Consider the following 15,014-nt stretch of genomic DNA (forward strand, 5'->3'; position numbering starts at 1 on the left):
TTCAGACCTCTGCTTTGCCGCGTATCAATTTTATCAGGATTGGCAGGGCCGCCAGCCCGCAGAGCCCGAGGATCGGGCCAATAACCTGGGGTTCCCACAACAAAGTCAAATCCGGACTATCCCCCCGATCAAAGACCTCGCCCAGTCCTACGCCGATCCAGGTGAAGACGATGGCCCCGGGAATGATCCCGACCCCGGTGGTCCAAAAGAACGTCCACGCGCGCACCCCGACCAGGGCAGGCAGCAGATTGGCAACGAAGAATGGCACCGCCGGAACCAGGCGCAACAGCAGAAGGACTTCGACCTCGGTCTCATGCAATGCGGATTTCAGCCGCCGGATACGCCCTTCGCCGGCCTCCATCCGCGCCGACAGGGTTGCCCCCAAACCAAAACGCGCCGCAAGAAATATCGCCATTGCGCCAAGAGTAGCCGCCACGACGTTGACCGTGGTGCCGACATATATCCCGAATAAAAACCCGCCCGTCACCGAGGCTACGGCCGCACCCGGCAGGGAAAACGCCACGATGGCGACATAGGTGATCACAAACGCAAGCAGGAGGCCCGGATAGTTCGCATCCCGAAACGCCAGAAGCGCCGCTCGGTTGTCTCGCAGCGTGTCAAAAGACAGCGTATCCCCCAAAGCCAAAGCCCCGATGCCCCCTACGCTGACAAATATCAATATCGGCAGGAGGCGCATCAGGCGTCCGCGCGATGCGGTGGGGTCTTGATCATTCATCTTTGGGGGTCCTTGTCGACGCGGGGTACCACAGGCATGGCTGCCTGTTTGCACTACCCTCGAAGATGGGCGCATGACGAGGCCTGCAGATGCCGCCTCACGTGCGCTTGAAAGGAGATAGGCATTTTGTGAGAAATCGGGGCGCGACGGCAAAAAACTGTAACAATTGGCGCGCCGGTGATTCTCTTCACAAGCGCCAGCACGAGCCCGGCGCGAACAATGAGGGCCGTTTCAACTGCAAACAGCCTCAACCTTCTCTGTGATTTTAACAGAAATGTAGCAGGGAAGCCGGAAAACCCGGTCAATGGGTTTGACAGACCGGGGTCAGGGGTCTAGAGACCGGGCTTCGAGATAGATCACGGGGGTGCGATTCCGCGCCATACCCGACGTTAGCATTTGGAGACCGGAGCGATGAAACGCACCTATCAGCCTTCGAACCTGGTTCGCAAACGCCGCCACGGCTTCCGTGCGCGCATGGCCACCAAGGCAGGCCGCAAAATCCTCAACGCACGCCGCGCCCGCGGCCGCAAGGAACTGAGCGCGTAAGTTTCGCGCCCAGGTTTCCAGACGGATATGAAACCGCCGGAGGCTCCCATGGACGGCACAGCTGACCAGGGGACAACGCCTCCGGCGGTTTCCGTTTGCGCCCCTCACATGCCCATGTCAAAATCCCCTCCCCCCTCGCCGAAACCTCCAAAGGTGCGTGCGGGCATGGAAGTGATGACAAAGCGGCGCGATTTTGTCGCCGCCGCACGGGCGCGAAAACAGGGCACGCAAAGCATGATGGTTCAGGGGCGGCAGCGCGGCGACGACGCACCGTTGCGTGTCGGCTATACCTGCTCGAAGAAGGTCGGCAATGCCGTCACCCGCAACCGTGCCAAACGCCGCTTGCGCGAGATCGCGCGGCTTTTGCTGCAGGAACACGGCAGACCCGGATGGGATTACGTGCTCATTGGGAGAGCAGGGGAAACCACCACGCGGCCGTTCTCGCAGATGCAGAAAGATTTCCTATATGCCCTGCGCAGGATTCACGGAGGCTGACCTCTGCGCCCGGCTTGGTTGCACCTGCGATAGCGCTGGTCTATCTCAGAAACCATGCAGATACTTGCGCGCATCATTGCCCTTCCCATTCACGGCTACCGACTGATCTTCAGCCCCTGGGTCGGGTTCAATTGCCGCTATCAGCCGACCTGTTCTGCCTATGCTCTGGAGGCCCTGAACCGGCATGGGCCATTGCTCGGCACCTGGCTGATTGTCCGGCGCATTGGCCGGTGCCACCCCCTCGGAGGGTCGGGCTATGATCCGGTTCCAGGCAGCGATCCGGATCATGACCGCAGCGTGGCAAACGACGGCTAGTCCTGCGTTATCCGTGACACCCTCCTGTGACTGAACCCCAGGTCCGAATACGGTGCCACACCTCTGATCGTTTCAAGGGAAGAGGCGGCTGTGGCAACTGGGTTTCCCCACGAACAGGCCACTTCGCCCGATCAGCCGAATGTGTTTCACCATTTGCCCAAGTTTTACTTGGCTTTCGCTCGGCCAGACGCTACGCGGAAATTCATGCTGGACACTGATACCGACGAGATTCACCCGCTCTTTCAGGGCGCGCCGCAAACCACGGAGTTCAAAAAGCTCCGGAAACGCATCGTACGCTATACGCGCGAGGCGATCGATCAATATGGCATGCTGGAGCGGCGCGAAGATGGATCGGTTCCCAAATGGCTTGTTTGCCTGTCAGGTGGGAAAGACAGCTACACCTTGCTCGCGGTTCTGCATGAGCTGAAATGGCGCGGCCTCCTGCCTGTCGATCTCCTCGCCTGCAATCTTGATCAGGGGCAACCCGGATTTCCCGCGACAGTTCTACCGGAATTTCTGGAAAGGATGCAGGTCCCGCATCGGATCGAGTATCAGGACACCTATTCCATCGTGATGGACAAAATCCCACAGGGGCGCACATTCTGCGCCCTGTGCTCCCGCTTGCGTCGTGGAAATCTCTATCGAATTGCAAGGGAAGAAGGGTGCTCGGCGGTGGTGCTTGGCCATCACCGCGATGACATTCTGGAGACATTCTTCATGAATCTCTTTCACGGCGGCCGCCTGGCGACAATGCCGCCGAAACTGGTAAATGAAGAAGGCGATCTCTTCTTGTTTCGGCCGTTGGCGCATGTGGCAGAGGCCGATTGCGAAAAATTTGCGCGGGCGATGAACTACCCGATTATTCCGTGCGACCTCTGCGGCAGTCAGGATGGCCTGCAACGCCAACAGGTCAAACAGATCCTTGACGGTTGGGAATCAAACAGTCCCGGGCGTCGGCAGATCATGTTCCGAGCCCTGATGAATGCACGCCCTTCGCACCTTCTGGACCCAAAACTATTTGATTTCACTGGGCTTGAACTCAAAAATTTCGATAATCCGATGGAATCTGAAGAAATCCCGCAGCTGCGTTAACTCTGCAGTCAGACCCGGGACCTAGGTTGTTTGACAGCCACCGGCGAAGTCGAAAGGTCCCATCGCTATGAAATTTCCGAATTCATGTCTCTTCAGTCGGATCAGAGACGGGATTGCACAAGTGGTATTTGGACCGCCCATTCTGGCGTTCCTGCCGGCGGCAACGCTTGGGGCTTTCTGGTTCGGAGGCGAAATGGCGCTGTTGGCCGCCGCATTGGGGTTACCTTTGCTGTTTGCCATACTCGGCGGGTTCTCGCAGACAGACATCACAAAACCGGACCGCGACGGGCTCACCGGTCTGATGCTGGCAGCCGACTTTGATACACATGTCAAAGATGTGTACCTGCGCACCGAGGACAGCGGTTTGAAATCCGCATTGGTGATAATAGAGATCGACGACTTCGACGATCTGGTTTCCGCGCATGGGCATGATGCAGGCGATATCGCCATGCAACGCTGTGGGGAGCGCATCGGATCTGCCCTGCGCCACCGGGACACGGTCGCGCGCATCGGACGCAACCGCTTCGCCATTTGCCTGACGCCAATCATGCAATTGGATCTGGAGCTGTGCATTCAGATGGCCGGTCGCCTGCAGGCCGCCGTCGAAGAACCGATTGTTGTCGACGGGGCCTCTTTGTTTGTATCGTGCTCCATCGGCATGTGCATGCGCCACCGCGCCCCCAAAGATGCGCCAGGAAGCTGGCTTGAATGTGCCGTCGCGGCGCTGGATGAGGCTCTCAGTGTTGGTCCCGCCAGCATGCGCGCCTATTCCAGCGGCACCCACGTTCACCTCAAACGCGGCGATGATTTGGTGGAAGACGCCGCCGAAGCTCTTGAGAACGGCATGATTCAGGCCTGGTTCCAGCCGCAGATCAGCACAGACACTGGCCGTGTTTCTGGTTTTGAGGCGCTGGCGCGGTGGTGCCATCCGGTAAAGGGGATGATTCCCCCCTCCGCGTTCCTCCCCGCGCTGGAAGAGGCCGGTTTGCTGCAGAAGCTCAGCCAACAGATGGTGCAGCAGGCCCTCACCGCAATAAAGTCCTGGGATGCCGCCGGGTTGAGCGTCCCATCGGTCGGAGTGAATTTTGCCACGGATGAACTGCGTGACCCCGCATTGGTCAATCGGATCCGCTGGGAACTTGACCGGTTTGGATTAAGTCCGGACAGGCTCACCATTGAAGTTCTCGAAACGGTCATGACTGACCAGCCGGACGAAGTGGTCGCGCGCAACATTACCACCCTCGGAGAGATGGGATGCCATATAGATCTTGATGACTTTGGCACCGGGCATGCCTCAATCGCCTCCGTGCGCCGGTTCCGTGTATCACGGATCAAGATTGATCGCTCATTTGTCACCAAATCGGACCATGATCCGGAACAGCAGAAGCTCATTGCAGCAATCCTGACGATGGCTGAGCGGCTGGAACTCAAGACTCTCGCCGAAGGGGTCGAAACCGTCGGGGAGCATGCCCTGCTGGCGCAACTGGGCTGCGATCACGTTCAGGGCTTCGGGATCGGGCGCCCGATGCCCTTTGATCAGACCTTGGACTGGGTGGTGAGCCATGAAGCAAAGTTGCAGGATGCGCCCATGATCGGGCGGCTGCGTCACTAGCTGGCGGGCAAGCGAGCGACTCCGTTCAATCGCCATTGGCTGGCCATGTTCCAGGCATTGGTGCGCATTGTCCGGACATTGTCGGGCATTGAGCAGCCATAGAATCCTCCCTTCCGCTTTGGACGCGCCCCTTTGGAGGGGAGTGAGCGAGCTTTGCTGCTGCGTTTTGCGATCTGGCGCTTCTCTCTGCTCCCGGGGCCCACTCTCGCCCCCGCGCCCACCGCACGACAACAGGCACAGAGCTGGCAGCCAGCCTGCGGCGACCGGCGATTTCTCATGTTTTTCGGGTTTTGCCGACCTCAGTGCAATACGAGCCCCGGATTTCCCTTGACCTTACCGACTGACCTCTGTTGAACCACACCCTGTCTTTGCATGCATGAGGTGGCGGTCCAGATGGACGATCAGAATAAGAATCTACTTCTCGCAACTGCCCTGAGCGCGGTGGTTCTCCTCGGCTGGTACGCCTTTGTTCCCCAGCCGGAACCGGTGCCGGAACCGACCGTTGCGGTCAGCGAAACCGCCCCAGGCGCGAGCAATGAAACGTCCTCGGCCACGGCTCCCAGCGCAGGCTTGGCGACCGGAGGTGCCTCTGCGGATGCGACCTCCTCCCCTGTCGACCCGGTAGAGGACGCTCCGCGCCTGTCGATCGACACGCCGCGCATCGCCGGTTCGATCTCCCTGAAGGGGGGGCGCATCGATGACCTGCAGCTCAAAGACTACCGTGAAACGCTGGACGACGACTCGCCCATCGTGACCCTGTTGTCACCCGCAGGTCAGCCCAACGCCTATTATGCGTTGTTTGGCTGGGCGCCCGGAACGGGCCTCGGCATAGATGATGTGCCGGGCGCGAATACCCTCTGGGAGGCAGAAGAAGGCGCGCTCCTGTCGCCGGACAGCCCCGTGACCCTGACCTGGGACAACGGCAGCGGCCTGACCTTCACCCGCGAAATCGCCGTCGATGCGGACTATATGTTCTCAATCACGCAGGCGGTCTCCAACACCAGCGACAGCGCGGTCTCCCTGGCTCCCTATGGGACGCTTGCCCGTCACGGCCTTCCCGCAGAGTTGGCGAATTTCTTCATTCTCCACGAAGGTGTCGTGGGCATGGCCGACGGCGAATTGTCCGAGATCGACTACGACGACATGACGGATTTCGACCCGGACCCGCGTGACGGTTCGCGTGCACAGGTGACGGCGGTGGCCGACAATGGCTGGATCGGGTTCACCGGCCACTACTGGATGTCCACGCTGATACCTGCGCCCGGAGAGAGCTTCCGCGCCATTGCGAAATACGACGAGCGCCGGGATATCTACCAGACCGACGTGGTATTGCCGACGATGACGCTCGCCGCAGGCGAGAGTGCCCGTGCCGAGACACAGCTGTTCTCGGGCGCCAAGGAGTGGGCCGCCATCCGCGACTATGAGCGCGGCGGCATTGAAGGCTTCCTCGACAGCATCGATTGGGGCTGGTTCTTCTTTTTCACCAAACCCATCTTTGCCGTTTTGCACTGGCTGCATGGTGCAATTGGCAACATGGGCGTCGCCATCATCGCGCTGACCTTCCTGTTGAAGATCCTCGTCTTCCCCCTGGCCTATAAATCCTATGCCTCCATGGCGCGGATGAAGGAACTCCAGCCGGAGATGGAGAAACTGCGCGAGCGGGCTGGCGACGACCGCCAGAAAGTCCAGAAGGAGATGATGGAGCTCTACAAACGGGAAAAAGTGAACCCGGCTGCAGGCTGTTTGCCGATCCTGATCCAAATCCCGATCTTCTTCTCGCTTTACAAGGTTATCTTCGTAACGCTGGAATTGCGTCACTCCGCCTTCTTCGGCCCCTTCCGTGACCTCTCTGCTCCGGATCCGACGTCGCTTTTCAACCTCTTCGGGCTTTTGCCCTGGGCTGCCCCGACTGCCGATTCCCTTCTGGCGCTGGTCTTTATCGGCATCCTGCCGATCCTCCTGGGCATTTCCATGTGGCTGCAGCAGAAACTCAATCCGGCTCCGACCGATGAAACACAGGCGATGATCTTTGCCTGGATGCCATGGGTGTTCATGTTCATGCTGGGCGGTTTTGCCTCCGGTCTCGTGGTCTACTGGATCACCAACAACGTGATCACCTTCTCGCAGCAGTATCTGATCATGCGCAGCCACGGCTATTCGCCGGATGTGTTCGGCAACATCAAGAAGAGCTTTAAACGCAAAGAAAAAACCGAAGAAAAGTAAATCTTCGCAGCACATCCTGAAATGCCGCGCCCTGTGCGCGGCATTTTCCATTGTGGCCGCGCCTCTGGCGGTGCTAGAAGACGGCCCATCCTGCCAGCCAAAAGGCCACCACCATGCAACTGCCCTTCCCGCTCGCCGAAGAGCCCGACGCCTTCGCTCTCGAAACCGGGCGCAAGCTCTTTGCCGGGCAGTCAGAGTTCCTGAAGGGTGTGGTCGCGATGTCCGGCCTGCCGCCTGCCGACAGGATCGAGGTCTGTTTCGCAGGCCGCTCCAACGTTGGGAAATCCTCTCTGATCAATGCGCTGACCGGAACAAAGGGAATTGCACGTGCCTCCAACACGCCGGGCCGGACGCAGGAAATCAACTTTTTCGTGCAAAGCCCGGAACTCTACCTGGTTGACCTTCCCGGTTATGGCTATGCGAATGCCCCCCTGTCTGTCGTCGAAAAGTGGCAAAAACTGCTGAAGCAGTATCTGTCAGGCCGACAGACGCTGCGGCGGGCTTTTGTGCTGATCGACAGCCGTCATGGCGTGAAAAAGGTGGACGACGAAATCATGTCCCTTCTGGACAGCGCCGCGGTGACCTTTCAGGTGGTGATGACCAAGGCGGACAAAGTAAAAGAGCAGGATCGCGCAAAAGTGCTGGATCAAGTCCGCGCTGCCCTCGCCAAACATCCCGCCGCCTATCCGGAACTCGTTCTGACCTCCTCGGAAAAAGGCGATGGCATCGCAACGCTCCGCTCGATCATTGCGCATCTGGATTAAACCCTGCGCCGCATTCTTCCATATCTGGCGCTGATCGCCATTTTTGCGGCGGGGATCATTCCTGCGGGCTTGATGCCGTTTGTAAATGATGACGGCAGGGTCCTGTTGGTCCTGTGCACCGAGGACGGCCCGCAGGAACGTTGGGTCGATCTCGGCGAGCCACAGCAAAAACAGCCGCACCAAGACAGCGAGGACGGCCCCAGCGGTTGTCCTTTTGCGCTCCACACGCCTGTCGTCCATCACACATCAGTGGACCTCCCCCTACCCCTTATGGGGCCAGGGCAGGATCTGTGGCTTCGAAGCCCCTTCACCCATCACAGCGCCGGTTTTTACTGGCATTACGACGCGCGCGGACCGCCCGCACTCTCCTGACCCCAAAATCACATTCACTCTGATATCCCGGCCCCGCACGGCCCGGATCCCTTTGGTCTGGAGAATCCCTCAATGGCAATGAGCCAAACCTCAAGCGCGGGCAGCCGTCCGTCGCCGAAAAACCTGTCGCAAAAATTTTATTTCGCCGCGTGGCGCTGGCATTTCTATGCTGGCCTCTATGTGATCCCGTTTCTGTTGATGTTGGCCATCACGGGCCTGATGATGATGTTCATCACCCAGGTCGATGGCCGCGACGGTGAAAAAATCCACGTGGAGCCTGAGGCGACCGAACTGCCCATCGCCGCTCAAATGCAGATTGCCCGCGCCGTGCAACCCGGTCAGATCGTCGAATGGATCGGGCCGAAGGCCGAAAATCTGGCAGTTGTCTATCGCATTGCACCGCAAGACGGAGGCAATCAGATGGTGGCGCTTAATCAATACACCGGCGAGATCATCAAGGTCTGGGACCGCCGGGCCGGCTGGTACGACTGGGCGGACAATATGCATGGGTCCTTGCTGATTGGGGATACCGGGGATCGGTTGATCGAAATTGCCGCAGGTCTCGGTCTGGTGCTGGTCATGACCGGCCTCTATCTTTGGTGGCCGCGCGGCAATTGGAGCGCGGCCCTGGTTCCGAACCTGCGCGCGCGGGGGAGGTCGCTCTGGAAGAACCTGCATGGGGTACTCGGGTTCTGGATCTCGGCGCTGCTGATTGTCTTCCTGATCTCTGGACTGTCCTGGACCGGCGTCTGGGGCGCCAAGTTCGTGCAGGCCTGGTCCACCTTCCCGGCGCAGAAGTGGGATGCTGTGCCCCTCTCTGACGTGACCCACACTGCGCATCTGAACCACGGCAACACGAATGATGTGCCCTGGGCCCTGGAACAGACCCCCATGCCGGCTTCCGGTTCGGATGCGGGGATCACCGGCCTGCCTGCGGGTCGCGAGGTCACGCTGGAATCGATCATCGGCCTTGGACGCGATCTCGGGATGGAGGGCCGGTTTCGGGTTGCGATTCCCACCAGCGACAGCGGCGTCTGGACCCTGAACCGAGACAGCATGTCCGGCGACGGCGAAGATCCTTTTATCGACCGGACCGTGCACATCGATCAGTTCACCGGCAAAATCCTCGCCGATGTCAAATATGATGACTATTCATGGGCAGGCAAAGCAATGGCAGTCGGGATCCCGCTGCATATGGGGTTGGTCGGGCTGTGGAACTTCGTGTTGAATGTGTTCTTTTGCCTGGCAGTAATCTTTGTCTGTTTCTCGGGACTGGTGATGTGGGTCAAACGCCGCCCCACCAAAGCCGGTCGCCTGGCGGCACCGCCAATGCCCGCGGATCTGCCATTCTGGAAAGGTGCGGTACTGGTCGGCCTTTTCACCTCGCTGGCGTTCCCTCTGGTCGGGATCACGCTTCTGGCGGTCCTGGCAATTGACGTTCTGATCCTGTCAAACCTGCCCGCGCTTAAACGTGTGATAAGCTAGTGACCCTGGCCCGGATCTTTTTGGGATCCGGGCCTCATTGCGCAACGTCAGACGTGCTGTGCTCCGTTCACTTCGATCTCGGTTCCCGAGATATAGGTGCTTTGATCAGAACAGAGAAAGTAGATCGCATCCGCAACCTCTGACGGCTGACCAAGACGCCGCATCGGCAGTTGCGCAACGATTTTCTCGGTCCCCGGACTGAGGATGGAGGTTTCCACCTCACCCGGCGCAATCGCGTTGACGCGCACGCCCAACGGACCGAAATCATGCGCCATTTCGCGTGTCAGCGCCGCAAGGGCCGCTTTGGAAGTCGAATATGCGGCACCGGCAAAGGGATGCACCCGGCTCCCTGCGATGGAGGTCACGTTGACCACCGCCCCTTTGGCGGCGGCCAATTCTTCCCGCAGGCCACGCGCGAGAACCACCGAGGCAAAGAAGTTCACATGGAAGACCTTGGCCCAATCCATCAAATCCGTGGTGAGCGTGCTCAGCCGCTCCCCGTCCGGGCCCTTCGGAGAAATACCGGCGTTGTTCACAAGCGCGTCCAGCTTGCCATCCTCCAGCCGGTCCTGGATTTCGCCCACGCCGTTGATCGTGTCTGACGGGTCTGACAGATCAAGCTGTACGTGATTCTCGGCCCCCCCGCCCCAGGGGCATTCCTTTGGGAATGGGTGGCGCGAACAGGTGATGACCCGCCAGCCTTCCGCGTTGAACCGACGTACGGTCGCATGGCCAATACCACGACTGGCACCAGTCAGAAGCAGGGTTTTCCGGCGCATAATAGGGCTGGTCCTTCTCGCGAAGCAAATGCTGCAGCTGCAACACTACCACCACAGTCCGGCACTGCAATGGGAATGGGCGCCCGATCCTCCCTTGGCAGGCCGGTCAGAAATGCGTAACACCCTTTTAACACCCCGCGCCCTTTTTCGGGCCGCCTCAGGACCTGACAGCGATGAAGACCCGTGACATGAACCGCGACTGGATTGCCACTGCCGAAACCTTGTCAAGCGCGCTGCCCTACCTGCAGCGTTACGACGACGCGATCGTCGTCATCAAACTTGGCGGCCACGCAATGGGAAGTGACGAGGGCATGGAAAGCTTTGCCCGCGACGTCGTTCTGCTGCGTCAGGTCGGAGTGAACCCCGTGATTGTGCATGGGGGCGGTCCAATGATCAATTCGCTGCTGGAACGGCTGCAGATCAAATCAGAATTTGTGAACGGCAAACGGGTCACCGACAAGGCCACGATGGATGTGGTGGAGATGGTGCTCTCGGGCATGGTCAACAAGCGCATCGTGCAGGCGATCAACGCGCAGGGCGGCAAGGGCATAGGGCTCTCCGGCAAGGACGCAAATTTGATCACCTGCGAAGTGACCGATCCCGCCTTGGGTTTTGTCGGAACACCCTCTGCGGTAAATGACGAAATGCTGCGCAATCTCTTCGAAAAGGAATTCATTCCTGTCATCGCGCCCATCGGGGCAGGTGCGGAGGGCGAGACTTTCAACATCAATGGCGATACCGCCGCTGGCGCCGTGGCGGCAGCGCTGAAGGCCGACCGGCTGCTGCTGCTGACCGACGTCGCTGGTGTCAAAAACGCCGAAGGCGTGGTGGTGACTGAACTGACAGCCGCCGACGTTGAGAGCATGACCGTGACCGGCGTCATCGCGGGCGGCATGATTCCCAAGACCGAAACTGCGGTTCATGCCGTGCGAGGCGGCGTCCGCGCCTGTACGATCGTTGACGGACGGGTGCCAAATGCGGTCCTGCTGGAGCTGTTCACCGACCACGGCGCAGGATCCATGATCCGCGGCTGAGCCACCGGCCTGTCGCCCGAAAGAGGCAGGCTCGGCATCCATCCTTGCCAAGACTGCGAAGCTGCGGCTAGCTGGAGCCATGTCGGCAAACGCCCCTCCCTGCCCCACTGGCGGCCTTTACCAACGTCTGTCCGAAGTTCTCGCCCCATTGGGGCTGACGATCTACGGGGCGCTGCATCCTGAACATGTTCCTGTACCAGATGCGAAACAGGGTACGCTGATTCTGATTGGCACAGGTTCCGGCTTCTGGTCTGTCCTGACGTCTGCGCCCGAAGGGCAGGATGGCGAACCCGACCCCGTCGACCGCTGGTCTGCACGCGTGATTGGACGCCTCGCGGACACCTTTGGTGCTCGGGCGCACTATCCCTTCTCTGGACCGCCCTACGCCCCGTTTGTGTCCTGGGCGCTGGCCTCGGGGCGCGCTTTCACATCTCCGTCGCAGATGATGGTGCATGATGAAGTGGGCATGATGATTTCCTATAGAGGAGCGCTCCTGTTTGACGAGATCTTCGAAATACCGGAGCCTCGGATGGCTGCCTCTCCCTGCGAAAGCTGTGCGGACAAACCCTGCCTTTCTGCTTGCCCGGCACACGCACTGGTTGACGGAGGCCCCTACAAACTGGCAGCGTGTCACAAGCACCTTGATACGCGTGAAGGCGCAGCGTGCATGACATCCGGATGTGTAGCACGCCGGGCCTGTCCCCTCAGCATCGGTGCCGGGCGCCCGCCCGCGCAGACAGCCCATCACATGAGGTATTTTCACCGCCTATGACCTGTACCCTCGTCTTGACCCGTCATGCCAAGTCCGCTTGGAACAACGACTCCCCAAGTGACCACGCCCGCCCGCTCAGTGCCCGGGGCCGCCGTTCCGCCGAAGCGCTCGGAGTCTGGTTGCGAGATCAGCCCGTGAAGCCGGAACACATATTGTCATCGTCATCTCAGCGCACGCGGGAAACCTGTGATCTGATGAAGATCGATGCACCTGCCGTCTATACTGAACGGCTGTATCACGCGACGCCTCAGATCATCCTCGAAGTGCTGCGGGAAGCCAGCAAACCCCATGTTCTCATGCTGGGGCACAATCCGGGGCTGCAGGAATTTGCCCATCAGATTGTAAAATATCCGCCACCTCATTCCCGTTTCGAGGACTACCCCACAGGTGCCACCCTGCTGGTGGAGTTTGACATCGAGGCCTGGCAGGAACTGCAACCCGGGACCGGCAAGGTGCTCGATTTCGTCGTCCCGCGCGAGCTTCTTGGCGAATGACGATCCGTTGCTTGGATCGCATCCGGTGCAGATCGCGGGCATAGGCGCGTTGTAACAGAGAGATGCAACCCCTTGCGCCCAATGGGAGCGACGCCCGACAAAGCAAGAGGCCAGGCAGTGATGCCTGGCCTCCTTTCAGTTCTGGCAAACGTCGCCGCGATAGTCCCAGCGACAGACTCAGTGACAGCCTCAGTGACCGAGGATCTGGCTGAGGAACAATTTGGTCCGTTCGCTTTGCGGGTTGTTGAAGAATTCCTCAGGCTCGTTCTGTTCCACGATCTGACCGGCATCCATGAAGATAACCCGGTTTGCGACCTGACGGGCAAACCCCATCTCGTGGGTCACGCACAGCATGGTCATGCCTTCCTCCGCCAGCTCGATCATTGTATCGAGCACTTCCTTGATCATCTCCGGATCCAGCGCCGAGGTCGGTTCATCAAACAGCATGATACGCGGCATCATGCACAGGCTGCGCGCGATGGCGACCCGCTGCTGCTGGCCACCCGACAGTTGGCCCGGGTACTTGTCAGCCTGCTCCGGGATTTTCACTTTCTCAAGGAAGTGCATCGCGCGCTCTTCGGCCTCTTTCTTCGGCGTTTTACGCACCCAGATCGGGGCCAGCGTGCAATTCTCGAGAATTGTCAGATGCGGGAAGAGGTTGAAGTGCTGGAACACCATGCCGACCTCTGACCGGATCTTGTCGATGTTCTTGAGATCATTCGACAGTTCCGTGCCATCGACAAGGATCTTGCCCGCCTGATGCTCTTCCAGTGCATTGAGACAGCGGATCAGCGTGGACTTTCCCGACCCGGAAGGGCCCGCGATGACGATCCGCTCCCCCCGGTTCACCGTCAGGTTGATGTCACGCAGCACATGAAAAGATCCGTACCACTTGTTCATGCTGGAGATTTGGATCGCGACCTCATCAGAGACCTGCATCTTGGATCGGTCGATTTCGCGTTCGATTGCCAGTTCAGACATATGTTGAACTCCTTATCGGTGATCGGTGGCGAGACGACGCTCGAGCCACTGAGAGTATTGAGAGATGCCGTAACATACGACGAAGAAGAGAACCGCAGCGAAGCCAAGAAGCTCCCAGTAGACCCCGTTCCACTCGGTCGAGGCGAGAATGGGACCGCGGATCATACCCACCAGGTCAAACATCGAGATGACGGAGACGAGCGTGGTGTCCTTGAACAGACCCACCGCCACATTCACGATGCCCGGAATGGAGATCTTGAGCGCCTGTGGCAGGATGATCAGGCGCATTGCCTGCGGATAGTCCAGCCCGAGACTGTCGGCGGCCTCATACTGGCCTTTCGGCAGCGCCGCCAATCCACCCCGGATCACCTCGGCGATATAGGCCGAAGAGAACATGGTGATCATGATCACCACCCGGAGGAACAGGTCGACTGTCGATTCCGGCGGGAAGAAATACGAGAGCATCACCGACGCGACGAACAGCAGCGTGATCAGAGGCACACCCCGCACGAACTCGATGAAGACCACGCAGATCCACTTGATCAATGGCATATCCGACTGACGACCAAGCGCCAGCGCGATACCCAGCGGCAGTGACAGCGATACACAGGTGACACCGAGCATCAGGTTCAGCATGAAGCCGCCCAGATCACGGGAGGGCACAGCCGAGAGCAACGCATTGTCAGAGGCGCTTTCCGGGACCAATGCCCCGCCGACGATCCAGACCACCAGGGCAGCGGCGATTGCGCCAAAGAACCCGATGGCAAAGCTCTTCTTGCCGTAGGTCTGGAATATCACAGCAGCCGCTGCAAAGCCAACGAAGGCCAGGATCGGTGTCAGGATTGTGCCGCCCCAGATCAACCAGAAGGCAATGAACGGATACACGGCCGTAAACGCCAGCATCTTGCGCGGCAGGTCGAAAAACAGGACCGGCGCCGCGGCCACGAGCAGCAATACGAGCGCGAAATTCGGCCGCCAATATGCATCAGTCGGATACTTGAAGCCGTAGAGGAGCTGGTGCCAGCGCTCGGTCAGAACCGAGAAACAGGCGCCCAGCTTGTTGTCCAGCACCTCGCGACACTCATTGAGCGAACTGGTGGTCCAGACACCATTCAAAATCCACGGCAAAGTGCTGCTCAGCAGGACGTAGATCGCCCAAAGAGACACCAGTGTCAGGATTGAATTCGGGATGTTGGAGAACAGGTTCTGGCGCAGCCATTTTATGACACCGGTTTCACGCGCCGGAGGCGGAAGCTCCGGCAGCATGGTTTCGGCCACATAGGCGACGGAGTTGGTTGTTTGGTCACTCATGTC

The 15,014-nt window shown here is 59.5% G+C and carries 16 protein-coding genes; 12 read left to right on the top strand and 4 right to left on the bottom strand.

The window, feature by feature from the left end; genetic code table 11:
- Position 1: 1 nt before the first annotated feature.
- Entirely contained in the window at positions 2–736 is a 735-nt protein-coding gene (locus FGE21_RS16540; protein WP_139664529.1) for a TVP38/TMEM64 family protein, read from the bottom strand.
- Between the two features lie 411 nt (positions 737–1,147).
- Between FGE21_RS16540 and rpmH the strand changes: the two genes are divergently transcribed.
- The 9 genes from rpmH (at position 1,148) to FGE21_RS16585 (ending at position 9,640) form a co-directional block, all read left to right on the top strand.
- The gene (gene rpmH, locus FGE21_RS16545; protein WP_008554144.1) at positions 1,148–1,282 is read left to right on the top strand and encodes a 50S ribosomal protein L34; all 135 of its coding nucleotides are present in this window, start codon (positions 1,148–1,150) and stop codon (positions 1,280–1,282) included.
- 27 nt (positions 1,283–1,309) lie between these two features.
- Positions 1,310–1,777, top strand: a complete 468-nt coding sequence (gene rnpA, locus FGE21_RS16550) for a ribonuclease P protein component (RefSeq protein ID WP_139664530.1) — start codon at positions 1,310–1,312, stop codon at positions 1,775–1,777.
- Positions 1,778–1,831: 54 nt separating this feature from the next.
- A complete protein-coding gene (gene yidD / locus FGE21_RS16555; protein ID WP_139664531.1) occupies positions 1,832–2,092 on the top strand; it encodes a membrane protein insertion efficiency factor YidD in 261 nt (86 codons plus the stop codon).
- Positions 2,093–2,296: 204 nt separating this feature from the next.
- Positions 2,297–3,184, top strand: coding sequence for a tRNA 2-thiocytidine(32) synthetase TtcA (ttcA, locus tag FGE21_RS16560; protein WP_139664532.1), 888 nt, complete (start codon positions 2,297–2,299; stop codon positions 3,182–3,184).
- A 67-nt stretch (positions 3,185–3,251) separates the two neighbouring features.
- The gene (locus FGE21_RS16565; RefSeq protein WP_176695471.1) at positions 3,252–4,796 is read left to right on the top strand and encodes a bifunctional diguanylate cyclase/phosphodiesterase; all 1,545 of its coding nucleotides are present in this window, start codon (positions 3,252–3,254) and stop codon (positions 4,794–4,796) included.
- A gap of 393 nt (positions 4,797–5,189) precedes the next feature.
- The gene (yidC, locus tag FGE21_RS16570; protein WP_139664534.1) at positions 5,190–7,019 is read left to right on the top strand and encodes a membrane protein insertase YidC; all 1,830 of its coding nucleotides are present in this window, start codon (positions 5,190–5,192) and stop codon (positions 7,017–7,019) included.
- Positions 7,020–7,132: 113 nt separating this feature from the next.
- A complete protein-coding gene (yihA, locus tag FGE21_RS16575) occupies positions 7,133–7,783 on the top strand; it encodes a ribosome biogenesis GTP-binding protein YihA/YsxC (RefSeq protein WP_139664535.1) in 651 nt (216 codons plus the stop codon).
- Between the two features lie 72 nt (positions 7,784–7,855).
- Positions 7,856–8,155: a DUF2946 domain-containing protein gene (locus FGE21_RS20655; RefSeq protein WP_139664536.1), complete on the top strand. Its 300-nt coding sequence runs from the start codon at positions 7,856–7,858 to the stop codon at positions 8,153–8,155.
- A 72-nt stretch (positions 8,156–8,227) separates the two neighbouring features.
- Positions 8,228–9,640, top strand: coding sequence for a PepSY domain-containing protein (locus FGE21_RS16585; protein WP_139664537.1), 1,413 nt, complete (start codon positions 8,228–8,230; stop codon positions 9,638–9,640).
- A gap of 47 nt (positions 9,641–9,687) precedes the next feature.
- Here FGE21_RS16585 and FGE21_RS16590 read toward each other — a convergent pair whose 3' ends face one another.
- Complete coding sequence (locus FGE21_RS16590; RefSeq protein ID WP_139664538.1) at positions 9,688–10,419, bottom strand: SDR family NAD(P)-dependent oxidoreductase; 732 nt, start codon at positions 10,417–10,419, stop codon at positions 9,688–9,690.
- 173 nt (positions 10,420–10,592) lie between these two features.
- Here FGE21_RS16590 and argB point away from each other — a divergent pair, with 173 nt between their 5' ends.
- The 3 genes from argB to FGE21_RS16605 all read left to right on the top strand — a co-directional run bounded on the left by argB (position 10,593) and on the right by FGE21_RS16605 (position 12,719).
- Positions 10,593–11,453, top strand: a complete 861-nt coding sequence (argB, locus tag FGE21_RS16595) for an acetylglutamate kinase (RefSeq protein ID WP_139664539.1) — start codon at positions 10,593–10,595, stop codon at positions 11,451–11,453.
- A gap of 79 nt (positions 11,454–11,532) precedes the next feature.
- Positions 11,533–12,225: a ferredoxin gene (locus FGE21_RS20485; protein WP_139664540.1), complete on the top strand. Its 693-nt coding sequence runs from the start codon at positions 11,533–11,535 to the stop codon at positions 12,223–12,225.
- On the top strand, positions 12,222–12,719 hold the full coding sequence (locus FGE21_RS16605) for a histidine phosphatase family protein (protein WP_139664541.1): 498 nt from the start codon (positions 12,222–12,224) through the stop codon (positions 12,717–12,719). The genes FGE21_RS20485 and FGE21_RS16605 overlap by 4 nt, the downstream gene beginning before the upstream one ends.
- Positions 12,720–12,908: 189 nt before the next feature.
- On the opposite strand, the gene FGE21_RS16610 is transcribed toward FGE21_RS16605, so the two are convergent.
- Both FGE21_RS16610 and FGE21_RS16615 read right to left on the bottom strand, forming a co-directional pair.
- A complete protein-coding gene (locus tag FGE21_RS16610; protein ID WP_139664542.1) occupies positions 12,909–13,700 on the bottom strand; it encodes an amino acid ABC transporter ATP-binding protein in 792 nt (263 codons plus the stop codon).
- Positions 13,701–13,712: 12 nt separating this feature from the next.
- Positions 13,713–15,011, bottom strand: a complete 1,299-nt coding sequence (locus FGE21_RS16615; RefSeq protein ID WP_139664543.1) for an amino acid ABC transporter permease — start codon at positions 15,009–15,011, stop codon at positions 13,713–13,715.
- Between the last annotated feature and the right edge of the window lie 3 nt (positions 15,012–15,014).

Origin of the sequence: Phaeobacter sp. B1627, assembly GCF_006265095.1 — a bacterium.
GTDB lineage: Bacteria > Pseudomonadota > Alphaproteobacteria > Rhodobacterales > Rhodobacteraceae > Epibacterium.